At 40.2% G+C, this 23,788-nt stretch carries 23 protein-coding genes; 20 read left to right on the top strand and 3 right to left on the bottom strand.

What is annotated here, in order from left to right:
• The first annotated feature begins 81 nt into the window (after positions 1-81).
• The 5 genes from uvrB to whiA all read left to right on the top strand — a co-directional run bounded on the left by uvrB (position 82) and on the right by whiA (position 7,831).
• Positions 82-2,085, top strand: coding sequence for an excinuclease ABC subunit UvrB (uvrB, locus tag FC33_RS01635; RefSeq protein WP_057826914.1), 2,004 nt, complete (start codon positions 82-84; stop codon positions 2,083-2,085).
• A 15-nt stretch (positions 2,086-2,100) separates the two neighbouring features.
• Positions 2,101-4,929, top strand: coding sequence for an excinuclease ABC subunit UvrA (uvrA, locus tag FC33_RS01640; RefSeq protein ID WP_057826882.1), 2,829 nt, complete (start codon positions 2,101-2,103; stop codon positions 4,927-4,929).
• A gap of 68 nt (positions 4,930-4,997) precedes the next feature.
• On the top strand, positions 4,998-5,885 hold the full coding sequence (rapZ, locus tag FC33_RS01645) for an RNase adapter RapZ (protein WP_057826883.1): 888 nt from the start codon (positions 4,998-5,000) through the stop codon (positions 5,883-5,885).
• The gene (locus FC33_RS01650; protein WP_057826884.1) at positions 5,882-6,874 is read left to right on the top strand and encodes a gluconeogenesis factor YvcK family protein; all 993 of its coding nucleotides are present in this window, start codon (positions 5,882-5,884) and stop codon (positions 6,872-6,874) included. The genes rapZ and FC33_RS01650 overlap by 4 nt, the downstream gene beginning before the upstream one ends.
• Before the next feature lie 15 nt (positions 6,875-6,889).
• On the top strand, positions 6,890-7,831 hold the full coding sequence (gene whiA / locus FC33_RS01655; protein ID WP_057826885.1) for a DNA-binding protein WhiA: 942 nt from the start codon (positions 6,890-6,892) through the stop codon (positions 7,829-7,831).
• Between the two features lie 81 nt (positions 7,832-7,912).
• Here whiA and FC33_RS01660 read toward each other — a convergent pair whose 3' ends face one another.
• Complete coding sequence (locus FC33_RS01660) at positions 7,913-10,141, bottom strand: LTA synthase family protein (protein ID WP_057826886.1); 2,229 nt, start codon at positions 10,139-10,141, stop codon at positions 7,913-7,915.
• Between the two features lie 264 nt (positions 10,142-10,405).
• Here FC33_RS01660 and FC33_RS01665 point away from each other — a divergent pair, with 264 nt between their 5' ends.
• The 3 genes from FC33_RS01665 (at position 10,406) to cbpB (ending at position 13,574) form a co-directional block, all read left to right on the top strand.
• Positions 10,406-11,275, top strand: a complete 870-nt coding sequence (locus FC33_RS01665; protein ID WP_057826887.1) for a GRP family sugar transporter — start codon at positions 10,406-10,408, stop codon at positions 11,273-11,275.
• Between the two features lie 195 nt (positions 11,276-11,470).
• Positions 11,471-12,823, top strand: coding sequence for a glucose-6-phosphate isomerase (locus FC33_RS01670; RefSeq protein ID WP_057826888.1), 1,353 nt, complete (start codon positions 11,471-11,473; stop codon positions 12,821-12,823).
• 283 nt (positions 12,824-13,106) lie between these two features.
• The gene (cbpB, locus tag FC33_RS01675) at positions 13,107-13,574 is read left to right on the top strand and encodes a cyclic-di-AMP-binding protein CbpB (protein WP_057826889.1); all 468 of its coding nucleotides are present in this window, start codon (positions 13,107-13,109) and stop codon (positions 13,572-13,574) included.
• 41 nt (positions 13,575-13,615) lie between these two features.
• Here cbpB and FC33_RS01680 read toward each other — a convergent pair whose 3' ends face one another.
• On the bottom strand, positions 13,616-14,545 hold the full coding sequence (locus FC33_RS01680) for a mechanosensitive ion channel family protein (protein ID WP_057826890.1): 930 nt from the start codon (positions 14,543-14,545) through the stop codon (positions 13,616-13,618).
• A gap of 175 nt (positions 14,546-14,720) precedes the next feature.
• Between FC33_RS01680 and FC33_RS01685 the strand changes: the two genes are divergently transcribed.
• A complete protein-coding gene (locus FC33_RS01685) occupies positions 14,721-15,143 on the top strand; it encodes a DUF948 domain-containing protein (RefSeq protein WP_225354655.1) in 423 nt (140 codons plus the stop codon).
• Positions 15,144-15,180: 37 nt separating this feature from the next.
• Positions 15,181-15,669: a hypothetical protein gene (locus tag FC33_RS01690; protein WP_057826892.1), complete on the top strand. Its 489-nt coding sequence runs from the start codon at positions 15,181-15,183 to the stop codon at positions 15,667-15,669.
• A 52-nt stretch (positions 15,670-15,721) separates the two neighbouring features.
• On the opposite strand, the gene FC33_RS01695 is transcribed toward FC33_RS01690, so the two are convergent.
• Positions 15,722-16,825, bottom strand: coding sequence for a M24 family metallopeptidase (locus tag FC33_RS01695; protein ID WP_057826893.1), 1,104 nt, complete (start codon positions 16,823-16,825; stop codon positions 15,722-15,724).
• A gap of 282 nt (positions 16,826-17,107) precedes the next feature.
• Here FC33_RS01695 and ccpA point away from each other — a divergent pair, with 282 nt between their 5' ends.
• The 10 genes from ccpA (at position 17,108) to FC33_RS01745 (ending at position 23,755) form a co-directional block, all read left to right on the top strand.
• Positions 17,108-18,112, top strand: a complete 1,005-nt coding sequence (gene ccpA, locus FC33_RS01700) for a catabolite control protein A (protein WP_057826894.1) — start codon at positions 17,108-17,110, stop codon at positions 18,110-18,112.
• Between the two features lie 85 nt (positions 18,113-18,197).
• Positions 18,198-18,929 carry a YebC/PmpR family DNA-binding transcriptional regulator gene (locus FC33_RS01705; RefSeq protein WP_057826895.1) on the top strand — a complete coding sequence of 244 codons (732 nt, stop codon included), beginning with the start codon at positions 18,198-18,200 and terminating at the stop codon, positions 18,927-18,929.
• 102 nt (positions 18,930-19,031) lie between these two features.
• Positions 19,032-19,955: a ribokinase gene (gene rbsK, locus FC33_RS01710; protein WP_057826896.1), complete on the top strand. Its 924-nt coding sequence runs from the start codon at positions 19,032-19,034 to the stop codon at positions 19,953-19,955.
• 106 nt (positions 19,956-20,061) lie between these two features.
• Positions 20,062-21,045: a competence type IV pilus ATPase ComGA gene (comGA, locus tag FC33_RS01715; protein WP_057826897.1), complete on the top strand. Its 984-nt coding sequence runs from the start codon at positions 20,062-20,064 to the stop codon at positions 21,043-21,045.
• The gene (gene comGB, locus FC33_RS01720; RefSeq protein WP_057826898.1) at positions 21,038-22,069 is read left to right on the top strand and encodes a competence type IV pilus assembly protein ComGB; all 1,032 of its coding nucleotides are present in this window, start codon (positions 21,038-21,040) and stop codon (positions 22,067-22,069) included. The genes comGA and comGB overlap by 8 nt, the downstream gene beginning before the upstream one ends.
• The gene (locus FC33_RS01725; protein WP_057826899.1) at positions 22,069-22,389 is read left to right on the top strand and encodes a prepilin-type N-terminal cleavage/methylation domain-containing protein; all 321 of its coding nucleotides are present in this window, start codon (positions 22,069-22,071) and stop codon (positions 22,387-22,389) included. Before comGB ends, FC33_RS01725 begins: the two co-directional genes overlap by 1 nt.
• Entirely contained in the window at positions 22,379-22,801 is a 423-nt protein-coding gene (locus FC33_RS01730) for a hypothetical protein (protein WP_057826900.1), read from the top strand. The genes FC33_RS01725 and FC33_RS01730 overlap by 11 nt, the downstream gene beginning before the upstream one ends.
• Positions 22,779-23,042 carry a hypothetical protein gene (locus FC33_RS01735; RefSeq protein ID WP_057826901.1) on the top strand — a complete coding sequence of 88 codons (264 nt, stop codon included), beginning with the start codon at positions 22,779-22,781 and terminating at the stop codon, positions 23,040-23,042. The genes FC33_RS01730 and FC33_RS01735 overlap by 23 nt, the downstream gene beginning before the upstream one ends.
• Complete coding sequence (locus FC33_RS01740; protein ID WP_057826902.1) at positions 23,029-23,478, top strand: competence type IV pilus minor pilin ComGF; 450 nt, start codon at positions 23,029-23,031, stop codon at positions 23,476-23,478. Before FC33_RS01735 ends, FC33_RS01740 begins: the two co-directional genes overlap by 14 nt.
• Positions 23,468-23,755, top strand: a complete 288-nt coding sequence (locus FC33_RS01745) for a hypothetical protein (protein ID WP_057826903.1) — start codon at positions 23,468-23,470, stop codon at positions 23,753-23,755. Before FC33_RS01740 ends, FC33_RS01745 begins: the two co-directional genes overlap by 11 nt.
• Positions 23,756-23,788 lie beyond the last annotated feature (33 nt).

Raw genomic sequence — 23,788 nt, forward strand, 5'->3', positions numbered from 1 at the left:
AAATTAAGTTTTTGAAAATGCGAAAATATGTTCGTTATGATAAAATATTGATAACAATCTGATTGAGAAAGGAGAATGGAAATGATCGAACGGCAAGCGGATCGGAAATTTGACTTAGTTGCACCCTATAAGCCAACGGGTGATCAACCGCAAGCAATCCAAGAACTTACGGAAGGATTGAAAAAGGGTGAAAAATCTCAAATCCTGCTTGGGGCAACCGGAACTGGAAAAACGTTTACGATTGCAAATGTAATCAAAAATAATAATAAACCAACCTTAGTTCTTGCCCACAATAAAACATTGGCAGGGCAGCTTTATGGCGAATTGAAGGAATTTTTCCCGCATAACGCGGTTGAATATTTTGTTAGTTATTATGATTTTTATCAACCTGAAGCATATGTGCCTTCCAGTGATACGTACATTGAAAAGGATTCAAGTATCAATGATGAAATCGATAAATTACGACACTCAGCAACAAGTGCTTTGCTGGAACGCAATGATGTGATCGTTGTTGCCTCCGTATCATCGATCTTTGGTTTAGGGAGCCCGTTTGAATATCAAAAGCACACAATTTCATTGCGGGTCGGTCAAGAAATCGAACGCGATAAGTTGTTACAATCGTTAGTTGATATCCAATATGAACGGAATGATGTTGACTTTCAACGGGGTCGGTTCCGCGTGCATGGGGATGTCGTTGAAATTTTTCCTGCTTCGCATGATGAACGGGCACTTCGGGTTGAATTTTTCGGCGATGAAATTGACCGGATTCGGGAAATCGATCCGTTGACTGGTGAGGTTTTCGGTGACCGAAACCACGTTGCAATTTTCCCGGCAACCCATTTCATGACGAATGATGACCAGCTTAAACGCGCAATTGACGGCATTCAGCATGAACTTGACGACCGGTTAAAGGAATTGCATTCTCAAGGAAAATTGCTTGAAGAAGAACGGTTGAAACAACGGACAACGTATGACATTGAGATGTTAAAGGAAATGGGTTATACGTCAGGAATTGAAAATTATTCCCGGCATATGGATGGCCGCAAACCAGGTGAACCGCCGTACACGTTGTTGGATTTCTTCCCGAAAGATTTTCTGATCGTCGTTGATGAATCACACGTTACAATGCCGCAGGTTCGGGGCATGTATCATGCGGATATTTCACGGAAACAAATGCTGATCGATTATGGTTTTCGGCTTCCAAGCGCGCTTGACAACCGACCGCTAAAGCTTGAAGAATTTGAAAAGCATGTTCATCAAATCATTTACATGTCAGCGACCCCGGGACCGTATGAAAAGGAACAAACCGATCATGTCGTTGAACAGATCATTCGGCCAACCGGGTTGCTTGATCCTGAAATTGAAGTTCGCCCAGTGATGGGTCAAATGGATGACCTTGTTGGTGAAATCAATAAGCGGGTTGAACGGCACGAACGTGTTTTTGTAACAACGTTGACGAAAAAGATGGCAGAGGATCTCACGGATTATTTCAAGGAACTTGGAATTAAGGTCAAATACTTGCACTCCGACATTAAAACGCTTGAACGAACGAAGATTATTCGCGATTTGCGGCTCGGTAAGTTTGATGTGCTTGTCGGAATCAATCTTTTGCGGGAAGGAATCGATGTGCCGGAAGTATCCCTGGTTGCGATTTTGGACGCGGATAAAGAAGGATTTTTGCGGAATGAACGGTCATTGATCCAAACGATCGGACGGGCTGCCCGGAACGTTAACGGGCATGTAATTATGTATGCCGATGAAATTACGGATTCAATGCAGGCGGCAATCGATGAAACGAAACGGCGGCGCCATATTCAAGAAGAGTATAACCGGAAGCACCACATTACACCGAAAACAATCAAAAAAGATATTCGGGACCAAATTTCAGTGCTTGATAATTCAGATAAGGAAACTGAAGATTTGGCAAGTGACGAAGTTGAATTTAGCAAGATGACCAAGGCAGAACAAAAAGAAATGATCGACCGGCTGAAGACCCAAATGAAGCAGGCGGCCAAAGACTTGAAATTTGAAGAAGCAGCTTCACTTCGGGACACGATTCTCGAATTAGAAGCTGAAATTGGGTAAGAAGGAGGAATTGACGTGGCAAAGGATCAAATTGAAATTCATGGCGCACGCGCGCATAATTTGAAAAACATTGATGTGACAATTCCCAAAAATAAATTAGTTGTTATTACTGGTTTATCTGGCTCCGGAAAGAGTTCGCTGGCATTTGATACGTTGTATGCTGAAGGGCAGCGACGGTATGTTGAAAGTTTATCATCATACGCGCGGCAATTTTTAGGTCAGATGGAGAAGCCGGATGTCGATTCGATTGATGGACTGTCACCGGCAATTTCAATTAATCAGAAGACAACGTCGAAAAATCCGCGATCAACGGTTGGAACGGTTACTGAGATTACCGACTACCTGCGGCTTTTGTGGGCGCGGGTTGGAACACCGATTTGCCCGAATGACGGTCATCAAATTACCAGTCAATCACCACAACAGATCGTTGACCAAATTTTAGCACTTCCCGAACGGTCAAAAATTCAGATTTTAGCACCAGTCGTCCAGGATAAAAAGGGCCAGCACAAGGAAGTTTTGAAAAAAATTCAACGGGCTGGTTTTGTACGGGTCATTATTGATGGCGAAATGCATGAAATCGGTGATGAAATTGAACTTGATAAAAATAAAAAACATTCGATTTCAGTTGTTGTTGACCGAATCATTGTCAAGGGTGGAATCCGGTCACGGCTTTTTGATTCGGTTGAAGCGGCGTTAAAACTCACAGATGGCTATGTTGCTGTTGATGTGATTGGCGACCAGGTATTACAGTTTTCTGAAAAGTTGGCATGTCCGTATTGCGGCTTTTCAATTAAGGAACTTGAGCCGCGACTATTTTCATTTAATGCGCCGTTTGGGGCTTGTCCAGAATGTGATGGTCTTGGTGAAAAAATTGAAGTTGACCCTGATTTAGTTGTCCCGGACAAAAGCAAAACCCTTGAAGAAGGGGCGATTGCGCCGTGGGCTCCGGATAGTTCAAAGTATTACTACTCACTACTTAGTCAGTTTTGTAAAGCAAAGAAAATCAAGATGGATAAACCGTTTAGCAAGTTAACGGCTAAGCAGAAGGAGACCTTATTGTATGGTGCCGGAACGAAACAGTTCCATTTTCACTTTGAAAATGACTTTGGCAGCAAACGCGATGTCGATATGACGTTTGAAGGGGTCATCCCGAACATTGAACGGCGGTACCGGGATACGAACAGCATGTTTAACCGCAATATTTTGCGTCGCTACATGACCAGTCAGGAATGTAAGGCATGTCACGGCTATCGGCTGAATCCGCAAGCATTGGCGGTTAAAATCGATGGAATGCACATTGGCGAAGTTTCAGATCTGCCGGTTGATCAGGCCCTTGAATTTTTTGATAAGCAAAAGTTCAGTGAACAAAAGGAAATGATTGCCCGGCCAATTTTGAAAGAGTTGCATGATCGCTTAACATTTTTGAAAAATGTAGGGTTAGACTACTTAACCCTTAGTCGTTCAGCCCGAACCCTTTCCGGAGGTGAAGCGCAGCGAATCCGGTTGGCAACGCAAATTGGGTCAAACTTGTCAGGAGTTATCTATGTGCTTGACGAACCATCCATTGGACTGCATCAGCGAGATAATGATCGGTTGATCGCGTCATTAAAATCGATGCGTGATCTCGGCAATACGCTGATCGTTGTTGAACACGATGAAGATACGATGCGGGCGGCTGATTACTTAATTGATATTGGTCCTGGTGCGGGTGCAAATGGCGGTCAGGTAATGGCTGCCGGAACGCCGCAAGAGGTAATGAAGGTCAAAAATTCATTGACCGGCCAATATTTATCAGGAAAGAAATATATTCCCGTTCCTGAAACGCGGCGTGAAGGAAATGGAAAATCAATTAAATTATATGGGGCTGCAGAAAATAATTTAAAGAACATCGATGTTGAATTTCCGTTGGGAAAGTTTATCGCTGTAACTGGCGTTTCTGGCTCAGGAAAATCAACATTAGTCAATCAAATTTTTGAACGGGTTTTGGCACAGAAAATCAATCATAATTCAACTGATAAGCCAGGAAAGTACTCGAAAATTACCGGGGTTGAAAATCTTGATAAGGTAATTAACATTGACCAGTCGCCGATTGGCCGGACGCCACGAAGCAACCCCGCAACCTACACGGGAGTCTTTGACGATATTCGCGGCCTTTTTGCCCAAACAAATCAAGCGAAAATGCGTGGATACAATAAAGGACGCTTTAGTTTTAACGTTAAGGGCGGACGTTGTGAAACGTGCAAGGGCGATGGAATCATTAAGATTGAAATGAACTTTCTTCCCGACGTTTATGTTGACTGTGAGGTATGTCATGGCTCCCGGTTTAATTCAGAAACCCTTGAAGTTGAGTATAAAGGGAAGAATATTGCGGAAGTTTTGAACATGACGGTTGACGAAGCCCTTGAATTTTTTGATGCGATTCCGAAAATCAAACGGAAATTGCAGACGATTTCAGATGTTGGTTTAGGATACGTTCAATTAGGACAGTCAGCAACGACGCTTTCTGGCGGTGAAGCACAACGGATGAAGTTGGCTTCAGAATTGCATAAGAAAGCCACGGGAAAGACGCTTTACATTCTTGATGAACCAACGACCGGGTTGCATTCGGATGACATCAATCGATTGTTGAAAGTATTACAACGTTTGGTTGATAAGGGCAATACGGTATTAGTGATCGAGCATAATTTGGACGTCATTAAGAGTGCCGATTATTTGATCGATCTTGGCCCTGAAGGCGGTGAAGGCGGCGGAACGGTTGTTGCAACGGGAACGCCGGAAGAAGTTGCTACTAACCCGCAAAGCTACACGGGAAAATATTTAAAAGATCTTTTAAAGAAGCGGTAAATTAATGTTAAATGTATTATAATAATTAAATTAAGGATTGTGGTGAATGAACAAGGGAGGAAATCATGATGAGCGAATCAGATGAATTGGTAATTGTTACGGGAATGAGCGGGGCTGGTAAAACAGTTGCAATGCAAAGTTTCGAAGATTTGGGGTATTTTTGCGTTGACAACATGCCCCCTGAATTGCTTCCTAAATTCTGGGAACTGATCAAGGAAACCGGGAAAATCCATAAGGTGGCTCTTGTAATCGATTTGCGGGCTCGGAATTTTTACGATGAGATCAATGAGGTTTTATCAGAATTAAAGCACAATTTAGGAATTGATATTCGGATCTTATTCCTCGATGCTTCCAACGAAGAATTGGTTGCGCGGTATAAGGAAACCCGGCGCTCCCATCCGTTATCACGCGATAGCCGGCCGTTAGACGGCATCCGGCGGGAACGGGAATTGCTCTCAGGAATTAAAGCCCAGGCGCAGTTGGTCGTTGATACAAGCAAGCTTTCGCCGCGGCAGTTGCGGGAAGAAATCTTTCATAGTTTTCAAACGGATGAAGGCCAGTATCCATTCCACATTGATGTGATGTCATTTGGGTTTAAATATGGATTGCCGATTGATGCGGATATTGTAATGGACGTTCGTTTCTTACCAAATCCATATTATGTTCCTGAACTTCGGGACAAAACCGGCCTTGATCAAGAAGTTTATGACTATGTTATGAATTCCGATAAGACAACGGAATTTGTAAACCATTTTGAGGCACTATTGCAAACCGTCATTCCGGGATACATTAAAGAAGGCAAGACCAACGTCGTCATTGCCATTGGCTGTACTGGTGGTCAACACCGTTCAGTTGCTTTAGCCCGCCGTACAGGTGAGTTTCTAAAAAAGGACTATCACGTAACGATCGCTCATCGGGATGTTAATCGCAGAAAGGAGACTGTAAACCGCTCATGAGTAAGGTAAAACCAAAAATTGTAATGATTGGCGGGGGGACCGGTCTACCAGTAATTTTAAAGGGATTGCGTAAAAAAGATGTCGATATTACCGCGGTTGTAACCGTTGCGGACGACGGCGGTTCTTCAGGAGTGATTCGGAACTACATTAACGTGGTTCCACCAGGAGATATTCGCAATGCAATGGTTGCGTTGTCAGATGTTCCTGAATTATACAAAAAGATTTTTCAATATCGGTTTAAAACGGATGATCAATTTTTCTCAGGACATGCGATTGGGAATTTGATTATTGCTGCGTTATCTGAAATGGACAACGATGATATCTTTGAAGCCGTTCAGCAGCTTTCAAAGATGATGCAAGTCGATGGGCATGTTTATCCAGCATCAAATACACCGTTAACCTTGAATGCCAAGTTTAGGGATGGAACCCACTTAGCCGGCGAGTCTGAAATTTCAGCGGCTGGAAAGACAATTGAAAAGGTTTGGGTCACTGCCATTGATGATACCGAACCGCAAGCCGTTCCTGAAGTGATCGATGCAATTTTGAATGCTGATCAAATCGTCTTAGGACCAGGAAGTCTTTTTACAAGTATCTTGCCGAATTTGATGATCAGTAATGTCGGTGAAGCGGTTCTTAAAAGCAGGGCCGAAGTTGTTTACATTTGCAATATCATGACGCAGAAGGGTGAAACCGAACATTTTACGGATGCGCAGCACGTCCGCGTATTACACGATCATTTGCACCATAATTTTATTAATACGGTTTTAGTTAATACGGAACCGGTGCCGCAAAATTACATGGACCGGCAAAAGTATGACGAATATTTGGATCAAGTTAAACATGACTTCAAAGGATTACGTGCTCAGGGATGCCGGGTAATTTCGGATAATTTCCTTGAACTGCGCGATCATGGGGTATTCCACAATGGAACGCAGGTGGTTGAAGAGTTAATGCAACTGATCGGGCGACCAAATTCATGGATTAATTAGAAAGGATGATTTCATTTGTCCTACGCAAGTGATGTAAAAAAGGAACTCACAACACTTGAGATTCATGAAGAGGGGAACGGTAAAGCTGAATTAATGGCCTTGATTCGGATGAACGGATCATTGAGCATTGAAAATCACCATTTTGTGTTAGCTGTTCAAACGGAAAATCCGGCAACGGCCCGGCGAATTTATTCACTGTTGAAACAATTTTATCAAATTGAAAGTGAATTGATCGTTCGGCGAAAAATGAAACTTAAAAAGAACAATTTATACATTGTTAAGCTGCGTAACAATAGTGAACGTGTTTTGAATGATTTGAATATTTTAGATGGATTTCAAATCAAACAAACGGTTCCGGTTAAATTTCTTGATAATGATTTGAAGGTGCGCTCATACTTACGGGGAGCCTTCTTGGCGACCGGATCGGTTAATAACCCGGAGACTGGGCGTTACCATTTAGAAATTTATTCGCTTTATGAAGAGCATAATGATACGATCTGTGAAATGATGAATCGGTATCATTTGAATGCGCGGAAAACTGAGCGGCGCAGCGGGTATATTACTTATTTGAAGGAAGCCGAAAAGATCGCGGACTTTCTTTCATTGATTGGAGCAACCAATTCAATGCTGAAGTTTGAAGATATTCGAATCGTTCGCGATATGCGTAATTCAGTTAACCGAATCGTTAACTGTGAAACCGCAAATTTGAATAAAGTTGCGGATGCAGCCAACCGGCAGATTGAAAATATTAAGTACCTGGATGAACATTTGGGCCTTGATAAGTTGCCTGATAAGCTTCGGGAAGTTGCATATGTTCGGGTGGCTCACCCAGAATTAAGTTTGAAAGAACTCGGAGAACTTGTTCCCGGCGGCCCAATTTCAAAGTCGGGGGTTAATCACCGGCTGCGAAAAATCAATGAAATGGCGGCTAAGCTGCAAAAAGGTGAAAAGGTCTAATAAAAGACCTCAGGATGATTCCTGAGGTCTTTTTTGATATCAAAAAAACGGATTGGAATTTTTCCAATCCGATTTTCTTTTTTAGTTTGATGAATTCGATGTTGAAGATGAAGAAGAATCTAATCCTTGGCCCTGTTCGATCTTCGACATTAATCCAGTATACTCGTGCATTTTACTGAAGTACTTCGAAGCAGATGAGTCGGCACTTTCAACGTTTGGCGTGTTCTTATCTGTTGTTTGAAGTTCAGGAGCATCACTATTGTAATCGTTGATCGTTGTCTTATCATGGTTCAACGTCCACAGACTATCTGATTTGTTTCCAAGCTGAGCTTCACGTGCTAAAACCTTAGCAAAGTCATTATGGTAGTTATAATCTTTTGGATCAACCGGTTTGAATCCTTTTGGAACATAATACCGTAAAAGATTCTTGTTATTCAATGAGTCTGATAAGGTCAACTGTTCATTGACATGTTTTCGATCCTTAGCGATTTGTTTCTTGACGCTTTCAGATGGATGCGTGATCACATCACCGGTACTGTTTTCGTAAATGGTATTTCCGACCACTGTATATTTCGGCGTTACAAAGTTATCATTCCGGAACGCAACTACTTGGTTATGTTGCGGTGAGAACAAGTCTGTTCCGAATTGGATATACTTTTGAGTATTGATTCCGAGAAGGTGAAGCAACGTTGGCAAGAAGTCGATTTCGCCACCGTATTGATACTGAACGCCACCGTTATTGTCACCTGGAATGTGGATCATTAATGGAACCCGTTGCATTTGTGCATTGTCAAAATTATTCCAGGTCGAAGCTGATTTTCCAAGCAATGGGGCGAGTTTCAAGTTCCGGGTATCAGAAATTCCATAGTGGTCACCGTAAAGGACGATCACCGAATTATTGTACAATCCTGATTTATGCAGATAATCAAAGAATTGTTGCAGTGCTTGATCCAAGTAGTGGGCCGTTACGAAGTAATTATTAACTGATGCATCCCCCGTATTTGCCGGTTGAATCGATTGGTTCTTTTGGTCGATTGCAAATGGGAAGTGGTTCGACAGTGTAATGTACTTTACGTAAAACGGCTGTTGCAAGTGTTCAAGATACTTGATCGAATCATGGAAAATTAATTTATCCTTTAATCCATATTCAGTTAAGTTATTTGAATTTGTATTGTAATAGCTTGAATCAAAGAAGTACTGGTAACCCATGTTCTTGTATACGTTATCCCGGTTCCAGAATGAACCGTTGTTTCCATGGAAAACAGCACTTGTATATCCTTCAGTTTGGTTTAAGATTGCTGGAGCTGCTTCAAAGGTATTGCCAGTCCCAATTGCAGAGAAGAGCGAACCTTGAGGCAAGCCAAACGTTCCGGTTTCCAACATGTTTTCAGCGTCAGACGTCTTTCCTTGGCCAACCTGGTTAAAGAAGTTGGCGAAACTATAAAACTGCTTGCTGTTATACAAACTATTTAAGAATGGAGTAACTTCTTGGCCATTCAACTTATAGTTGATTAGGAATTGTTGGAAACTTTCCAAGTGAATGATAATAACGTTTTTTCCCTTGGCAATTCCAAACATCTTTGGATTGGGTTTGGCGTAGTTTTCCTTATTAAACTCAAGGATCTTATTTAAATCTGAACTCGTGGCGCTATTCCGCGCGTGATTATTCTTGGCTGTTTTGATCGCATCGTATACGGTGAATGAATCCAGCCCAAGGAATTTGACCAGATATTCACGGTCAAATGTCCGGGTAAGCAATTGCGGCCGGCTGATTTCACCTAATACAATGTTAAAAAGCAGCATGAAAACTGAAAATGAGGTCATTGCGACGGCTTGCTTTTTCGGAATCGGATTTGGATCAACCTTTAAGAACCGGGTAATAAATCCAATGGCAATCAAAATCAAATCGGCTACAATGATCAGATCCTGCGGCTTCAGGAGGGCAAGCGAACTTGTACTCAATCCTTCAGAAACGGAAGAATAACCGAGGATAACGTTGATCGTCATAAAATCAGTAAATTCACGGTAATAAATAACGTTGAACATCAGCAATGCGGTGTTGGCAATGTCAATTAACGTCATGAATATATACGCGGGAACTCCCCGTTTAACGTAAAGAGCCAATCCAAGCAGAAGCAACGTGGTTGCAATCGGATTGATCAGTAAAACGAAGTATTCATATATTCCCTTGACACCTAAACGGAAATCAATGAGGTAAACTAAAATTGTTTTTAGCCAAAATAGTGAGGCAAGTAACGTAAAATAACCCCATCGAGTGTTTAAAAATTGATGAAACTTTTTAAAACGCACGATTAAAGCGTCCTTTCCTTTGAATTTAAACCAAATATACAAATTTAGATTTAAAAATGGATAAAGAGGAGAGATAGGAAAAATACCTAACTCTCCTCATCATACTTATTACATAATACCCCAGATTGGACTATTTAGTTAAGTGAATTTTGAGATTTAGTGAATATTTAATTCTTGAAAGCCCTTGCGTAAGAATCAAAATTCGTGTATATTGGACAAATACTGACTGGAAGAGATTACATTTAGAAGGAAGGAATTTTTACAATGTTAATTGCCTTAATTCCCGCATTAGCATGGGGGAGTATTGGATTAATTAGTGGAAAGTTGGGAGGAACTGCTAACCAACAAACACTTGGAATGACTTGGGGTGCCTTGTTATTCGCAATTATTATGACACTGTGCAGTTGGGGACACTTTATGGCCAACTGTACATGGAAGCTTTGGATCGTCGGTTTGATTTCGGGATTATTCTGGAGTTTAGGCCAGAACCAACAGTTCCATGCAATGAAATCAATTGGGGTTTCAAAAGCAATTCCAATTTCAACCGGAGCTCAATTAGTAACCAACGCATTAGCGGGCGTAATTTTATTTCATGAATGGACAACTAAACGTCAATTATCAATTGGCTCAATTGCCTTGATCATTCTTGTTATCGGGGCAACTTTGACTGCTTTACGCGATAAGAAGAATGCCGCTGTGAATGCTGAACGGGTCAGTGAAGACTGGAACGGCGGCGCACGGGCATTGATTTTATCAACGCTTGGCTATTTAGGGTACACGGTCGTTGTTCACTGGGCCAACGTTGATACCCGTGCAATGGTATTGCCGCAAGCCATCGGAATGGTTTTAGGAGCTTCAATGTTTGCGCTTGGAAAGAACGCATTTAAAAAGGAAACTTACAAAAATATTCTTACCGGTTTAGTATGGGGAACAGGGAATCTGTTCATGTTTGAAGCCACAACAATGGTTGGGTTGGCAATCAGCTTCTCATTTTCACAAATGGGAATCGTAATTTCAACGTTTGGTTCAATCTTCTTCTTGGGTGAAAAGAAGACGAAGCGTGAATGGTTTTACGTTGTGATTGGATCATTAATGGTTATTTTAGGTGGATTCTTACTGGGAATTCTTAAATAGGAAATGATCGAAAGGCTGCGCCAAATTTGGTTGCAGTCTTTTTTGGAATTAATTAAAGAAGATTTTGAAATCAAATCATTTATTTTTAAGGATTTATAAGCATAAATAATAATTTATCGTGTTTTTACTGTGCCATTCGGTGAAAAATATTGTATAATGTAAGCGTAATAATTTTTAGGAAAAGGAGATATTACGATGGCTCACATTAAATTTGATAGCTCAAACTTAGGCAAGTTCGTTAACGACTATGAACTTGGACAAATGCAAGCAATGGTTAATGCTGCAGATGAAGAATTGCGTCAAGGTACAGGCGCAGGAAACGACTTTTTAGGTTGGTTGAATTTACCTGTTGATTACGACAAGGACGAATTTGAACGAATCAAAAAAGCTGCTAAGAAGATTCAATCAGATTCAGAAGTATTGGTTGTTTTAGGAATTGGTGGTTCATACTTAGGTGCTCGGGCTGCAATTGAATTCTTAAACCACAACTTCTACAACTTAATTGGCGCTGACAAACGTAATGCTCCTCAAATTTTCTTTGCCGGCGACTCACTTTCATCATCATACTTATATGACTTATTAGAAGTTATTGGCGACCGTGACTTCTCAGTTAACGTTATTTCAAAATCTGGAACAACTTTGGAACCAGCCATGGCATTCCGGATCTTCAAACAAAAGTTGGAAGAAAAGTATGGTAAGGAAGGCGCTCGTGAACGAATCTACGCAACAACAGACCGTGCTCGGGGTGCATTGAAGACATTAGCTGACGATGAAGGCTATGAAGAATTCATCATTCCTGATGACATTGGTGGTCGGTTCTCAGTATTAACACCAGTTGGTTTGTTACCAATCGCCGCTTCAGGGGTTGACATTGATCAATTAATGAAGGGTGCTGCAGATGCTCGTGAAGCGTACTCAGATCCAGACTTATCAAAGAACGAAGCTTACCAATATGCTGCTTTACGTAATATCTTATTCCGCAAGGGTTACAACATTGAATTACTTGAAAACTACGAACCATCATTGATGTACTTCACAGAATGGTGGAAGCAATTAATGGGCGAATCAGAAGGTAAAGATGGCAAGGGTATTTACCCATCATCAGCTAACTTTACAACTGACTTGCACTCATTAGGTCAATACATCCAAGAAGGCCGGCGTGCTTTGATGGAAACAGTTATCAACGTTGAAAAGCCAAACCACAACATTGATGTTCCAATGGATGACAAGAACCTTGATGGCTTGAACTACTTGAAGGGTAAGACAATGGACGATGCTAACAAGAAAGCTTGCGAAGGCGTTGTTGTTGCTCACACTGATGGTGGTGTTCCAGAAATGCTCATCAACATTCCTGACCAAACAGAATACACATTAGGCTACTTAATGTACTTCTTCGAAATTGCCGTTGCAATTTCAGGTTACTTGAACGGGGTTAACCCATTCAACCAACCAGGTGTTGAAGAATACAAGCAAAACATGTTTGCTCTCTTAGGCCGTCCAGGTTACGAAGAAAAGACAAAAGAATTAGACGAACGGTTAAATAAATAATCGTTGATTGAAATTAAAAGGAGGTTGTGATATAAGTCGCAACCTCCTTTGCTATATCCGCATAATCGGGTTCCAAAACAAACGAGCTACTTGGAAGTTCGAAAACCTCCGAATCTATGCTGCGCGATTCGTTCGCTTTTCTGCTTCCACCACGCTCGTTTTTAACGTTTTGTCACACCTTCTTTTTTTTAAAAACTATTTCTTATTTTTTCCTCACAAAATTCGTAATTGTTACGAAAAATCATGTAAAATAAAAGAAAGAGGAGTGGAAGGGAGAAACGCGATGATTGCAAATGCAGCTGAAACGCTAATTGAAAATCAACGAGAACATTTTCTGATTTCGGCAGATAAGGTCGCAAATGTTTTTGAAAGTAATCCGTTGAATCATGCCTTTTTAGTTTTAACAAAGGTCCGGTATTCCAAGATTCCGGTTTTAGATAATGAACAGCATTTTAAGGGATTGATTTCACTTGCAATGATTACCGATTCAATGCTGGGATTAAACGGAATCGATCCAACTGGATTAAGCGAGCAAACAGTTGCGGACGTTATGCAACGCGATGTCCCAACGGTTACGAATACAGAAAGTGTTGAAGAGCTGTTGCATCTGCTTGTGGACCAGCCATTTTTGGTGGTTACTGACCAGCAAAATGTTTTTCAGGGAATTATTACTCGCCGGGAGATCATGAAGGCGGTCAATTATATGGTTCATGAACTGGATCATCAGTATCAAATTGAAAAACGTGAATAAAAAATAATGAGGATGCAACTTATGTCACATCCTCATTATTTTTACTCTTTTTGGTCTGCTGATAATTCAATTGGACTTGTTGGAACCTTAATTCCAGCCTTCGTGAGTGCTTCAAGGTAAGCATGCAAGAATTCACGCTGAATAATTGCTTGGGCTCCGTTTTTGGCAATGATGACTACGCGATAAACTAATTCGCCTTTACCAACGTCAACCGGGCCTTGAACAGTCGGCCCGCTGACGATGTCTTGATTATCATCAGGGTTAAGCTTTTGATTGACCTGTTCAATGATCGTTGTCATTTTTTGAATATCAGTTTGCGGTTGAATCCGAATGTTGATAACGGCCCGCATTGGGTTGCGGGACATATTAGCAACCGTTGTGATTTCGCGGTTAGGAATGAAATGCAGTGTTCCATCGCTGCTGATCAGCTGAGTTGTTCGCAACCCGATTGCGTGGACCGTTCCTTCAATTCCGGCAATTTTAACGGAATCCCCGACCACAAATTGTTGTTCAAGCAAAATGAAAAAGCCGTTCACAACGTCCGTAACGAATCCTTTGGCTCCAAGTCCAAGGGCAACACTCGCGATTCCAGCACCGGCAATCAACGTTCCAACCGGAATTCCAAAGAGGGATAATAACGCGTAAATCAAGAAGAACAGCATTGTGTAGTGAAAAATATTATTCACAAGGGTGTAGATCGTTCGAATGCGCCCATCAGCAATGTAGCTGTTTTTCTTTTCCTTTTTCGTGGTGTGGAGGATCAATTTGCGAATCAATTTTTTACCAAGCGAATTGATCACCACAAATGCAAAGCAGATCAAGACTAAGATGATCGCCTTTGAGATCACAAGCGAAATGATTTTATCCCAATTGATTTTTTCGATGAACCGCATCCAAATGCCAGGTTCCTTTGCAATCTTTGAATTCTTTACGGCACTTACGGCAGTTGCAGTTAGAATAAAGTGGTTCACGAAATTTCCTCCTTCAAAAATTAAATAACTGCTTGTATTATATCAAAGAACCGTCCGTTTTTCGGATAAATTTGGTATAATGACATTATTAGGCAATTTAATAATGATTGCGGTTTAACCTATTAAATGCTATTCTAAAACCGTAGTTATTAGGACAGGAGGGATAGGCGTGACAATGACATTTGGACAATTAGCTGGAATAATTGCCGCAATTGCATTCCTTGTCTTAGTTGTGTTTATGTGTCGGGTATTATCACGACTTGTAAAGACGGTTTCACAACTTACAAAATCAATGAGTTCACTTACAAAAGATGCTGATAATATTTCAGATCAAGTCGAACAATTATTAGATAAGACCAATACGTTAATGGCGGATATTAATGAAAAATCACAAAAGGTAGAACCGTTATTTGATACGATTGTTGATTTAAGTGAAAGTGTTTCTGACTTAAATGAAGCAAGTCGCGGGATGGCAAGTAAGATTGCAGCAACCGCTAAGGATACTTCAAAGATGAAACAGGCTTCAACGTTATTTAGTGTTGGCAAGCATGCATTTAACGCAATTAGCAAGGCCAAGTCAAAGAAAGATAAGAAATAATGTTTGATTAATTGGGAAAAGAATGGAGGAGCTTATAATGAAAAAGAGCTTTTTATTAGGTTTAGGTGTTGCCGCAGCTTCAGCTTTTGTGATTTCGAAAAAGTTAACCGAATCACAAAAAGATCGGATTGCAATGAAGATTGACGAAACATTGCTTAATTTACGTGATACAGCTGTAAAGTATGATAAGTATGCCCACGATTACCTTGACGAAAATCGGGATACGATCAATAACTTTAAGCAAAGTATTTCTGATCGTTTCAATCATTTAAAAGATGAATCAGTTGTTTCAGATGCGTTCTCTTCGTTGAAACAAGCAACTTCAGATTTGAAGACTTACATTCAAGGTAGTAAAGAAGATATTGAACAACCAGTTGAAGATCATGATGAAGTAATGCAAGATGATATTTTCATTGATGATCCGAACTTCGGTGAAGAAGACGAATTAAAGACGGTCACATTTTTCCCAGAAGGATGGGAAGAACCCGAAAAGAGTTTAGATGACAATAATGAACCTCAATTATAAAATGAGGATAAGTAAAAAAAGCTGGATTTTAAATCCAGCTTTTTTTATTACTTTAGTTTAATGGAATAACTTTTAATTCCTTTGAAGTATGGGTGAACGGTTCGCAGCCGTTGTCAGTAACGTGGACACAATCTTCGATCCGGACTCCTGCGAAGCCTGGAATATAGATTCCAGGTTCAATTGAGAAGCACATTCCAGGTTGGAGTTCCATCTTGTTGCCTTCCATAATTGATGGAAATTCGTGATCGCTTTGGCCAAGACCGTGACCTAACCGATGAATGAAGTATTCACCATAACCAGCATCGCTAATAACCTTCCGGGCGATATGGTCAAGTTCTTCGGCGGTTACTCCAGGTTTAACAGCATCTTGGGCTTTTAATTGGGCTTCAAGGCAAACCTTGTAAATTTCTTGTTGTTGATCATCGATTTTTCCAAAGGCAACTGTCCGGGAAGCATCTGAAGCAAAGCTTTGATACATTACACCCAGATCAAATAAGCAAAGTTTGTTTGGTTGAAGTTTTTCCTTTTTCGGAGCACCATGGGGATCAGCTGCATTGGCCCCGCTTTGAACAATGGTATCAAAACTCATTTGCATGATGCCTTTTTTCATCAGGGCATATTCGATTTCAGCGACGATGTCTTGTTCGGTTCGACCCATTTGTAAAGCGTTGAACCCAACTTCGAATGCATAGTCGGCCCATTTGCCGGCTTGGTTCAATTTTTCAATTTCTTCAGGGGTTTTGAAAAGTTTTTCGTGTTGAATAAGGGGAGTTAAGTCACCTTCGAATTGAGCATTCGGATACTGTTTTTGAATTTCTTCAAAACGTTCAACGGTCAGGTTTTCCTTTTCAATGGCCCACTTTTCTGGATTAGGATTGATTTTATCAATGTGATTTTTGATCAGCGCATATGGGTCTTCGTGATCAAGGTATCCGTAAACCGGATATTTCCATCCAGCTTCCTTAATAGAGCCGACTTCAAGCGCAGGAGCAAAAATAAATGGTTCATGATCCGGGAAAATGAAGAGGGCGAGGGTCCGTTCGATCGGATCACTTTCAAAACCGGTGAAGTAGGCAATTGTTTTATAGTTGCTGATATACGCAATATCATAGTTATTTTGAGCAAGCCATTGTTGAACAGTATCAATATGTGACATTTAACTCATCCTTTCATCTTAAATTAGTTTAAGTATACCATAGTTTAAGCCTAAAATAAGAATCTGATGAGAAAAAAGAAAGATAGATTTTAATTAAGCTTATTTTCAGAAAATCGAGAAGTTATTAATGAAAATCTCAGGGGAAAAATAATTCCTAAGAGGGGAATCAAATCCACGGTTTAATATTAAATGAAACGCTTGCATTTCTTATGAAAACTTGATAGATTTATATATGGATTATTGAAAATGAAAATATACAATACTAAATGAAAGGACTCAGTTATGGAAAAACAATCAATTACAATTTATGATGTTGCAAAAAAAGCTGGCGTTTCAATGGCAACCGTTTCACGGGTTGTAAACGGAAATCCGAATGTTAAACCGGGAACCCGGAAAAAGGTCATGGAAGTCATTGATGAACTTGATTACCGTCCAAATGCGGTTGCACGGGGACTTGCAAGCAAGAAGACAACAACGGTCGGAGTCATTATCCCAGATGTAACGAATGTCTACTTCTCATCATTAGCGCGTGGAATCGACGACGTTGCAACAATGTACAAGTATAATATTATCCTTGCAAACTCCGATGGAAACGAAGAAAAGGAAATCCAAGTATTTAATACGTTGCTTGCTAAACAGGTTGACGGAATTATTTATATGGGAACCCATTTGACTGAAAAATTACGTGAACAAATCAAGCGTTCAAAGACGCCGGTTGTTCTTGCCGGATCGATCGATCATAAAAATGAATTTGTAAGTGTGCATGTTGATTACGTAAAGGCTGTCAAAGAGGCCGTCAATAACTTACTTGCGCATGGCGATAAACGGGTTGCGTTTGTTTCAGGACCATTGAATTACCCAATCAATGGTGAATACCGGTTAAAGGGATATAAAGAAGCCCTTGATGAAAACGGAATCGAATTTGATCAGGACCTTGTTTTTGAAACAAACGACAGTTATCGGGCCGGTGAAACGTTATGGCCAGCATTGTCTGCTGCCCACGCGGATGCTGCATTTGTTGCTGATGATGAATTGGCAACGGGGGTTTTGAACGGTGCGGTTGATGCCGGTGCTCAAATTCCAGCTGAATTTGAAATGATCACTGGGAATGATTCGAAATTAACCCAAATCGTTCGGCCAAAATTGTCATCAATTACCCAACCACTTTACGATATTGGTGCGGTTGCAATGCGGTGCTTAACGAAGATGATGAATAAGGAAGACGAAGACTTAGACAAGACGATCGAACTTCAATATGGATTCATTAAACGCGGGTCAACTCGCTAATTGATATTGATAAGTGGCAACTTTTTTGGTATCATCTAAGATGACTGTAATTGTCAAATTCTAAAACTGGAAAGAGGTATTCGAAATGTCAGGACATTCAAAATGGCATAATATCCAAGGACGGAAAAACGCCCAGGATGCAAAGCGTGGAAAAATTTTCCAAAAAATCTCACGAGAAATTTACATGGCTGCTAAGGCAGGTGGTCCTGATCCAGACGGAAACCCACAATTACGGCTAGTTATGGATAAAGCTCGTTCTGCTAACATGCCGAAGGATAACATCAAGCGTGCGATTGATAAAGCAACGGGTGCTGGCGGTGCAGACTACGAAGAAATCACATATGAAGGTTATGGCCCAGCAGGGGTTGCTGTTTTGGTACATGCCTTGACTGATAACCGGAATCGGACAGCTTCAGCAGTTCGTGGTGACTTTAACCGTAATGGCGGTAATTTAGGTGAATCCGGTTCAGTTAGTTTCATGTTTAATCGGAAAGGTTACATTGCAATCTCACGTGAAGATTTAGATGTTGACGAAGATACAATGGAATTAGCAGCAATCGAAGCAGGTGCAGATGACGTTCAAACTTCTGATGAAGTCTTTGAAATCTATACTGATCCAAAAGACTTTGACAGTGTTCGGGATGCACTTCAAAAAGATTATGATTTAGATACCGCTGAATTAACAATGGTACCAACAACAACAACGGAAGTTCCAGCTAACAAGGTTGAACAACTTCAACGGTTGATCGACAAGCTTGAAGACGAAGATGATGTTTCAGAAGTCTTCACGACAGCTGAATTCCCTGACGAAGATTAATATGGAAATGAAAAGTCGGAATTGGTCCGGCTTTTTCTTATTAAAGGATAGTTTATTTTTAACTGATAACTTAGAATTAAATGGAAAAGCGAGGAAATAACTTTGAACAAAGTTACTGTTTTAGGAAGTTTAAACGTTGATACGATTCTTCAGATCCCGCGGTTGCCGCAACCCGGTGAAACTTTAGCAATGACTGACCAACGGAGTGCTGGCGGCGGTAAAGGAGCTAATCAAGCCATTTCAGCAGCCCGGTCAGGAGCAGCAACTTCATTTATCGGTAAAATTGGTGATGATGAGAATGGCCGAATGATGCTTAGTTTCCTAAAGGATGCCGGAATTAATACTGAACAGGTTACCGTTTCAAGCAAGGGAACAGGTCAAGCCTTTATTATGCTTCAAGAAAGCGGCGAAAACAGTATTATTATTTATGGCGGTGCTAATCAGGAAATCAAGGATGCAGATATTGAAAATGCCCGTGAAATGATTCAATCGTCTGATTTTATCGTTACTCAATTTGAAACTCCATTTGATCAAGCAACGCATGCGTTCAAGATTGCGAAAGAAGCTGGGGTTGTAACCGTCTTGAACCCCGCTCCTGCACATAAGAATGTTGATCCTGAATTATTGCAAAACGTTGATTTGATCACACCGAATGAAACGGAAGCAGAAATTTTAACGGAGATCAAGGTTGTTGACCAAATCACTGCGCATGAAGCTGCTACCCGGCTTCAAGAGTTAGGTGCCAAAAATGTAATTATCACGTTAGGCGGTAAAGGAGCATACTTTAAGACTGCAACGGAAGAAAAATTGGTAAAGGCCTTTAAGGTTCATGCAATTGATACAACTGCGGCGGGCGATACGTTCCTTGGAGCGTTGGTTTCACGGTTAAATAAAGATTTCAGTAACCTTGAAGAATCGATTATTTACGCAAGCAAGGCTTCTTCAATTGCCGTTCAAAAGGTTGGCGCAATTCCTTCAATTCCAACTGAAGCACAGGTTAAAGCTGCTTTAGAAGCTGAAAAATAAACTAAATAAAACTAATTATCAATCACGAGGAAGTTTTGAACTTCCTCGTTTTTTTATAAAAAAATCTCCTTTTAGCGTATCTATAAGTGAAAGGAGGTTATCGCAAATGGAAAGTCAGCAAATTGTGCTTAAGGTCCTGGATGATGCAATTCAGCGTCATGCGAGTGATATTTATTTTTTACCGCACCGGGATGGATACCTGATTAACTTTAATGTTGATGGGGTGGATGTTCGCTATCAAAAATTAAAAACGACGGTTGCATTGGAATGTATCAATTACCTTAAATTTCAAGCGCATATGAATATCAGCGAGCATCGACGGCCCCAACTCGGAGCTTGGCGGTATTCATCTCAAAGGACAGTGGTTGATTGTCGGTTATCAAGTGTCGGTGATTTTCAGGGAAGTGAAAGTTTGGTTGTTCGGTTAATTTATGCAATCGCACAACTTACCCATCAGCGATACTTTGTTCCTGATCAGTGGCAAGTGATCAAGACGGCATGCCGGCGACGCGGTTTAGTTATTTTTTCGGGGCCAACAGGTTCAGGAAAGACCACTTCAATGTATAAGCTTGCAGAGCAGTTTGGCGATCAGCAGATCTTAAGCATTGAAGATCCAATTGAAATTTTTTACCCCGATATCTTGCAATTGCAGGTAAATGAAAAGGCGGGAATGGCCTATCAAGATTTAGTTAAGGTTGCATTGCGGCATCACCCGAACATTTTAATTATTGGTGAAATCCGCGATCAGGAAACTGCAAAAATTGCAATTCAAGCGGCGTTGAGTGGCCATTTGGTTTTGAGCACCGTCCACGCTGCAAACTGTTATGGTGTTGTATCCCGGTTATGTAATCTTGAAATATCATTAACAGACCTTGAACAAACGTTGCAGTTAATTAATTATCAGCGGTTGATTCCAACGACCAGTCATGAAACGAAAGTATTATTTGATCAGTTAGATTTACGGAAAAATGACCCGTATGAGATTTTAGAGCAACGCGGAATGACTCCGGAATGGAAACAAAATCTTAAGGAAATTTACCAGCGTCAAGAAATTACACATCAGGATTATGAAAGGTACCTTTATGGGTAAAAAAATAAACAACAATCGAAAGTGGAAATTAAAAATCCAAGCAGAATTTTTTGAAGCCCTTGCTGACATGCTTCGAAGCGGTTTTTCACTAAAACAATGTTTAATTAACCTCGCAATCCTGTATCCTACACAGAAAAATGATTTTGAGATGGCATTGGCACAGCTAGAAAGCGGAAAAACGTTTAGTGAGAGTATTCAGCAGTTTTTGAATTCAAAAATTTACTATCAACTGATGCTTGCAGAAAGCCATGGTCAGTTGGAATTAAGCGTTTCGCAGTTGGGAAAATACATGCGCCAACGGGTCGAGCAGCGTGAAAAAATCCGGGCAGCTTTATTTTATCCGTGTATTTTATTTGGACTGTTAATAATGATGATCACGGTTTTATTAACATGGTTGCGCCCGACAATCACGGCATTAAGTGAACAAGGAAAACAATCTTCTGGAATCACTCAGTGGCTTATCAACGGTGGCAAAATTGGCGGAATGATGTTGGGATTGATCATCATTATCTATTTGTTATATGGAATTTACTGGCTGAAAAAGCAGCCGTCAATTGCCCGGCATCAATGGTTAAGTCGGTTGCCGTTAATCGGAAATGTTTACCGCTGCTATGCTTATTACTATTTATCTTTTAATTTGGCATTACTTTTAAAAAGCGGCCTTGGATTTCATGAAGTCTGTAATTTTTTATTACGGTTTGAACCGCAAACGTTACTTTATCAACTTGGTGAGAGGTTAAATCAGCATTTGCTTTCAGGCAGAGAAATCAAAACATTTATTAAGCATTATGCATTTATTCCATCAGAATTAAATATCTTTTTAAATAAAGGTCAAACGAATGCAGAGTTGAGTGAGGACCTATTAATTTATGCCAATACAATGTATCAAAGATTACTGAAGAAGGTCGATCGGTTAATTAATCTGATTCAGCCAATTGCATTTTTAATAATCGCAATTATCATTGTCGGAATTTATCTGTCAATTTTGATTCCAATTTATTCAAATTTAGGAGGGATTTCTTAATGAGCAAGGTTAAGGTTAAGAAAGTAAAAGGATTTACTTTAATCGAAATGGCAATCGTGTTATTTATTATCAGTTTATTGATTTTAATTATTATTCCAAATATTAATCATCAACGTAAAAATGCGGTCAACGTTAATTCAAATGCAATGCGAACTGAACTTCGAACGCAGGCTCAACTATATTTGTCGGAGCATCCAAATACCGAGGCTTCAGCGCTAACGACGAATATGCTGGTAACGGATCACTACTTGACGAACCAGCAAGCAAAGAAATTAGCTGATCAAAAGATTACGGTTCAAGATGTTTTAAATGAAAAGTAGGGGCTTTACGTTACTTGAAACAACCATCGTTCTCGCATTAGCTTTCTTGTTTTTATTATTAAGTTTTTACTTTGCGCCCCGAAGTTCGGCCCAATTCAAAGAAGAACAATTTATGCAGAATTTGACAAGTAAGCTTGATAAGGCGGCGATGCAAGGAAAAGAACATCATCAAATTGTGCGTGCATTTTTTGGAAAGGAAGATGTTCAGATTCTAGTCGGGCGAAAAACGGAGGAACTAGAATATCCGCCAACATTAATTAAATACGGTGCTGAAAGTGTTTATATTTCACCTTCAGGCGTGACCCGCCCGACAACGATTCCGCTTGTTTCAAAGAAAGGACATTATTCATATAACTTAATTTTTGAACTTAGTTTTGGAGGGGTATACCGTGTTACCAAACAAGAGTGGTAAAATTTCAGCCTTTTTGATCAGCGATGCGATTATTGGATTGACCTTGATTTCATTGGCAATTGCAACATTTTACTTTAACCAGTCATGTTTTATGAAAAATGAAGATGAATTGTATTTAAAAAATCTTCAGGTTCAAGAAGCTTTTCAGCAAAGCGTATCGCAAATCAATCAGGGAAAGCCGTTAAACCAGATCAAAGTTCATTCGGATGCGGGAGAGTATCAAATCAATGTTGAAAAATAGAATTAAGGCGTTTTCACTGGTTGAAGTCATCATTGCATTAATCATTTCAAGCTTGGGATTATTGCTGATTAGTGGCAGTGTTTATGGGATTCACCGGCAGTTGAATTCGAATTCTGGAAGTAAGGAGCGTATTCAATGGGAAAAATTAATTTCAACGCTCGAATCAGAACAAATGCGTTTTCAATGGAAAGAAAGTCAAAATAATGGAACGCCGGTATTATACTGTCAAACCCAGCACAATGATTATTTGCTTAAAAAAAATCGTCGAAATTTAATTTTACAGGGAATAAATGGTCAGGGATTTATGCCATTAATGATGAATATTGATGGATTTCGTTACCGTTATTCAGAGCCGTTTTTGGAAATCTGGGTCAAAGTCCATAACCATCAATATCATCGAAAAGTTGTAATGCAGAGGAAAAGTAATGAAAACTAAAGTTAGGGGATCATTGTTTGCAAGCGGAATTTTATTTTTAATTTTCTTTAGTGCGCTGTTTTTGGGACAACTTGAATTTTTCAATAATCACTTGAGTTTTTACCGTTCAGAGATCAATTTAAAGGAAGCTCAAACAATGCGAAACATGGCGCAAACTCATCACCTTCATGATAATCAGGAATTAAAGTTTAACACTGGAAAAGTCCGTTTTCATGAACAGCGGTATGAAATTACGTTGAAAAACGGAAATCGATATTCGTTCGAACCTTTTAAGTAATGCTTGCAATCAGAATTGGAACTCGTTAAACTG

This window comes from Ligilactobacillus aviarius subsp. aviarius DSM 20655 (assembly GCF_001436315.1).
Lineage (GTDB): Bacteria > Bacillota > Bacilli > Lactobacillales > Lactobacillaceae > Ligilactobacillus > Ligilactobacillus aviarius.

Bases quoted from the DNA above. Each gene is read 5' to 3' on its own strand.
- FC33_RS01745 (WP_057826903.1), top strand. From the start codon at position 23,468: ATGAAAACTAAAGTTAGGGGATCATTGTTTGCAAGCGGAATTTTATTT.
- uvrB (WP_057826914.1), top strand. From the start codon at position 82: ATGATCGAACGGCAAGCGGATCGGAAATTTGACTTAGTTGCACCCTAT.
- FC33_RS01705 (WP_057826895.1), top strand. From the start codon at position 18,198: ATGTCAGGACATTCAAAATGGCATAATATCCAAGGACGGAAAAACGCC.
- cbpB (WP_057826889.1), top strand. From the start codon at position 13,107: ATGATTGCAAATGCAGCTGAAACGCTAATTGAAAATCAACGAGAACAT.
- FC33_RS01695 (WP_057826893.1), bottom strand. From the start codon at position 16,825: ATGTCACATATTGATACTGTTCAACAATGGCTTGCTCAAAATAACTAT.
- FC33_RS01685 (WP_225354655.1), top strand. From the start codon at position 14,721: ATGACATTTGGACAATTAGCTGGAATAATTGCCGCAATTGCATTCCTT.
- ccpA (WP_057826894.1), top strand. From the start codon at position 17,108: ATGGAAAAACAATCAATTACAATTTATGATGTTGCAAAAAAAGCTGGC.
- FC33_RS01740 (WP_057826902.1), top strand. From the start codon at position 23,029: ATGTTGAAAAATAGAATTAAGGCGTTTTCACTGGTTGAAGTCATCATT.
- FC33_RS01650 (WP_057826884.1), top strand. From the start codon at position 5,882: ATGAGTAAGGTAAAACCAAAAATTGTAATGATTGGCGGGGGGACCGGT.
- comGB (WP_057826898.1), top strand. From the start codon at position 21,038: ATGGGTAAAAAAATAAACAACAATCGAAAGTGGAAATTAAAAATCCAA.
- FC33_RS01730 (WP_057826900.1), top strand. From the start codon at position 22,379: ATGAAAAGTAGGGGCTTTACGTTACTTGAAACAACCATCGTTCTCGCA.
- FC33_RS01670 (WP_057826888.1), top strand. From the start codon at position 11,471: ATGGCTCACATTAAATTTGATAGCTCAAACTTAGGCAAGTTCGTTAAC.
- comGA (WP_057826897.1), top strand. From the start codon at position 20,062: ATGGAAAGTCAGCAAATTGTGCTTAAGGTCCTGGATGATGCAATTCAG.
- FC33_RS01690 (WP_057826892.1), top strand. From the start codon at position 15,181: ATGAAAAAGAGCTTTTTATTAGGTTTAGGTGTTGCCGCAGCTTCAGCT.
- rapZ (WP_057826883.1), top strand. From the start codon at position 4,998: ATGAGCGAATCAGATGAATTGGTAATTGTTACGGGAATGAGCGGGGCT.
- FC33_RS01665 (WP_057826887.1), top strand. From the start codon at position 10,406: ATGTTAATTGCCTTAATTCCCGCATTAGCATGGGGGAGTATTGGATTA.
- FC33_RS01725 (WP_057826899.1), top strand. From the start codon at position 22,069: ATGAGCAAGGTTAAGGTTAAGAAAGTAAAAGGATTTACTTTAATCGAA.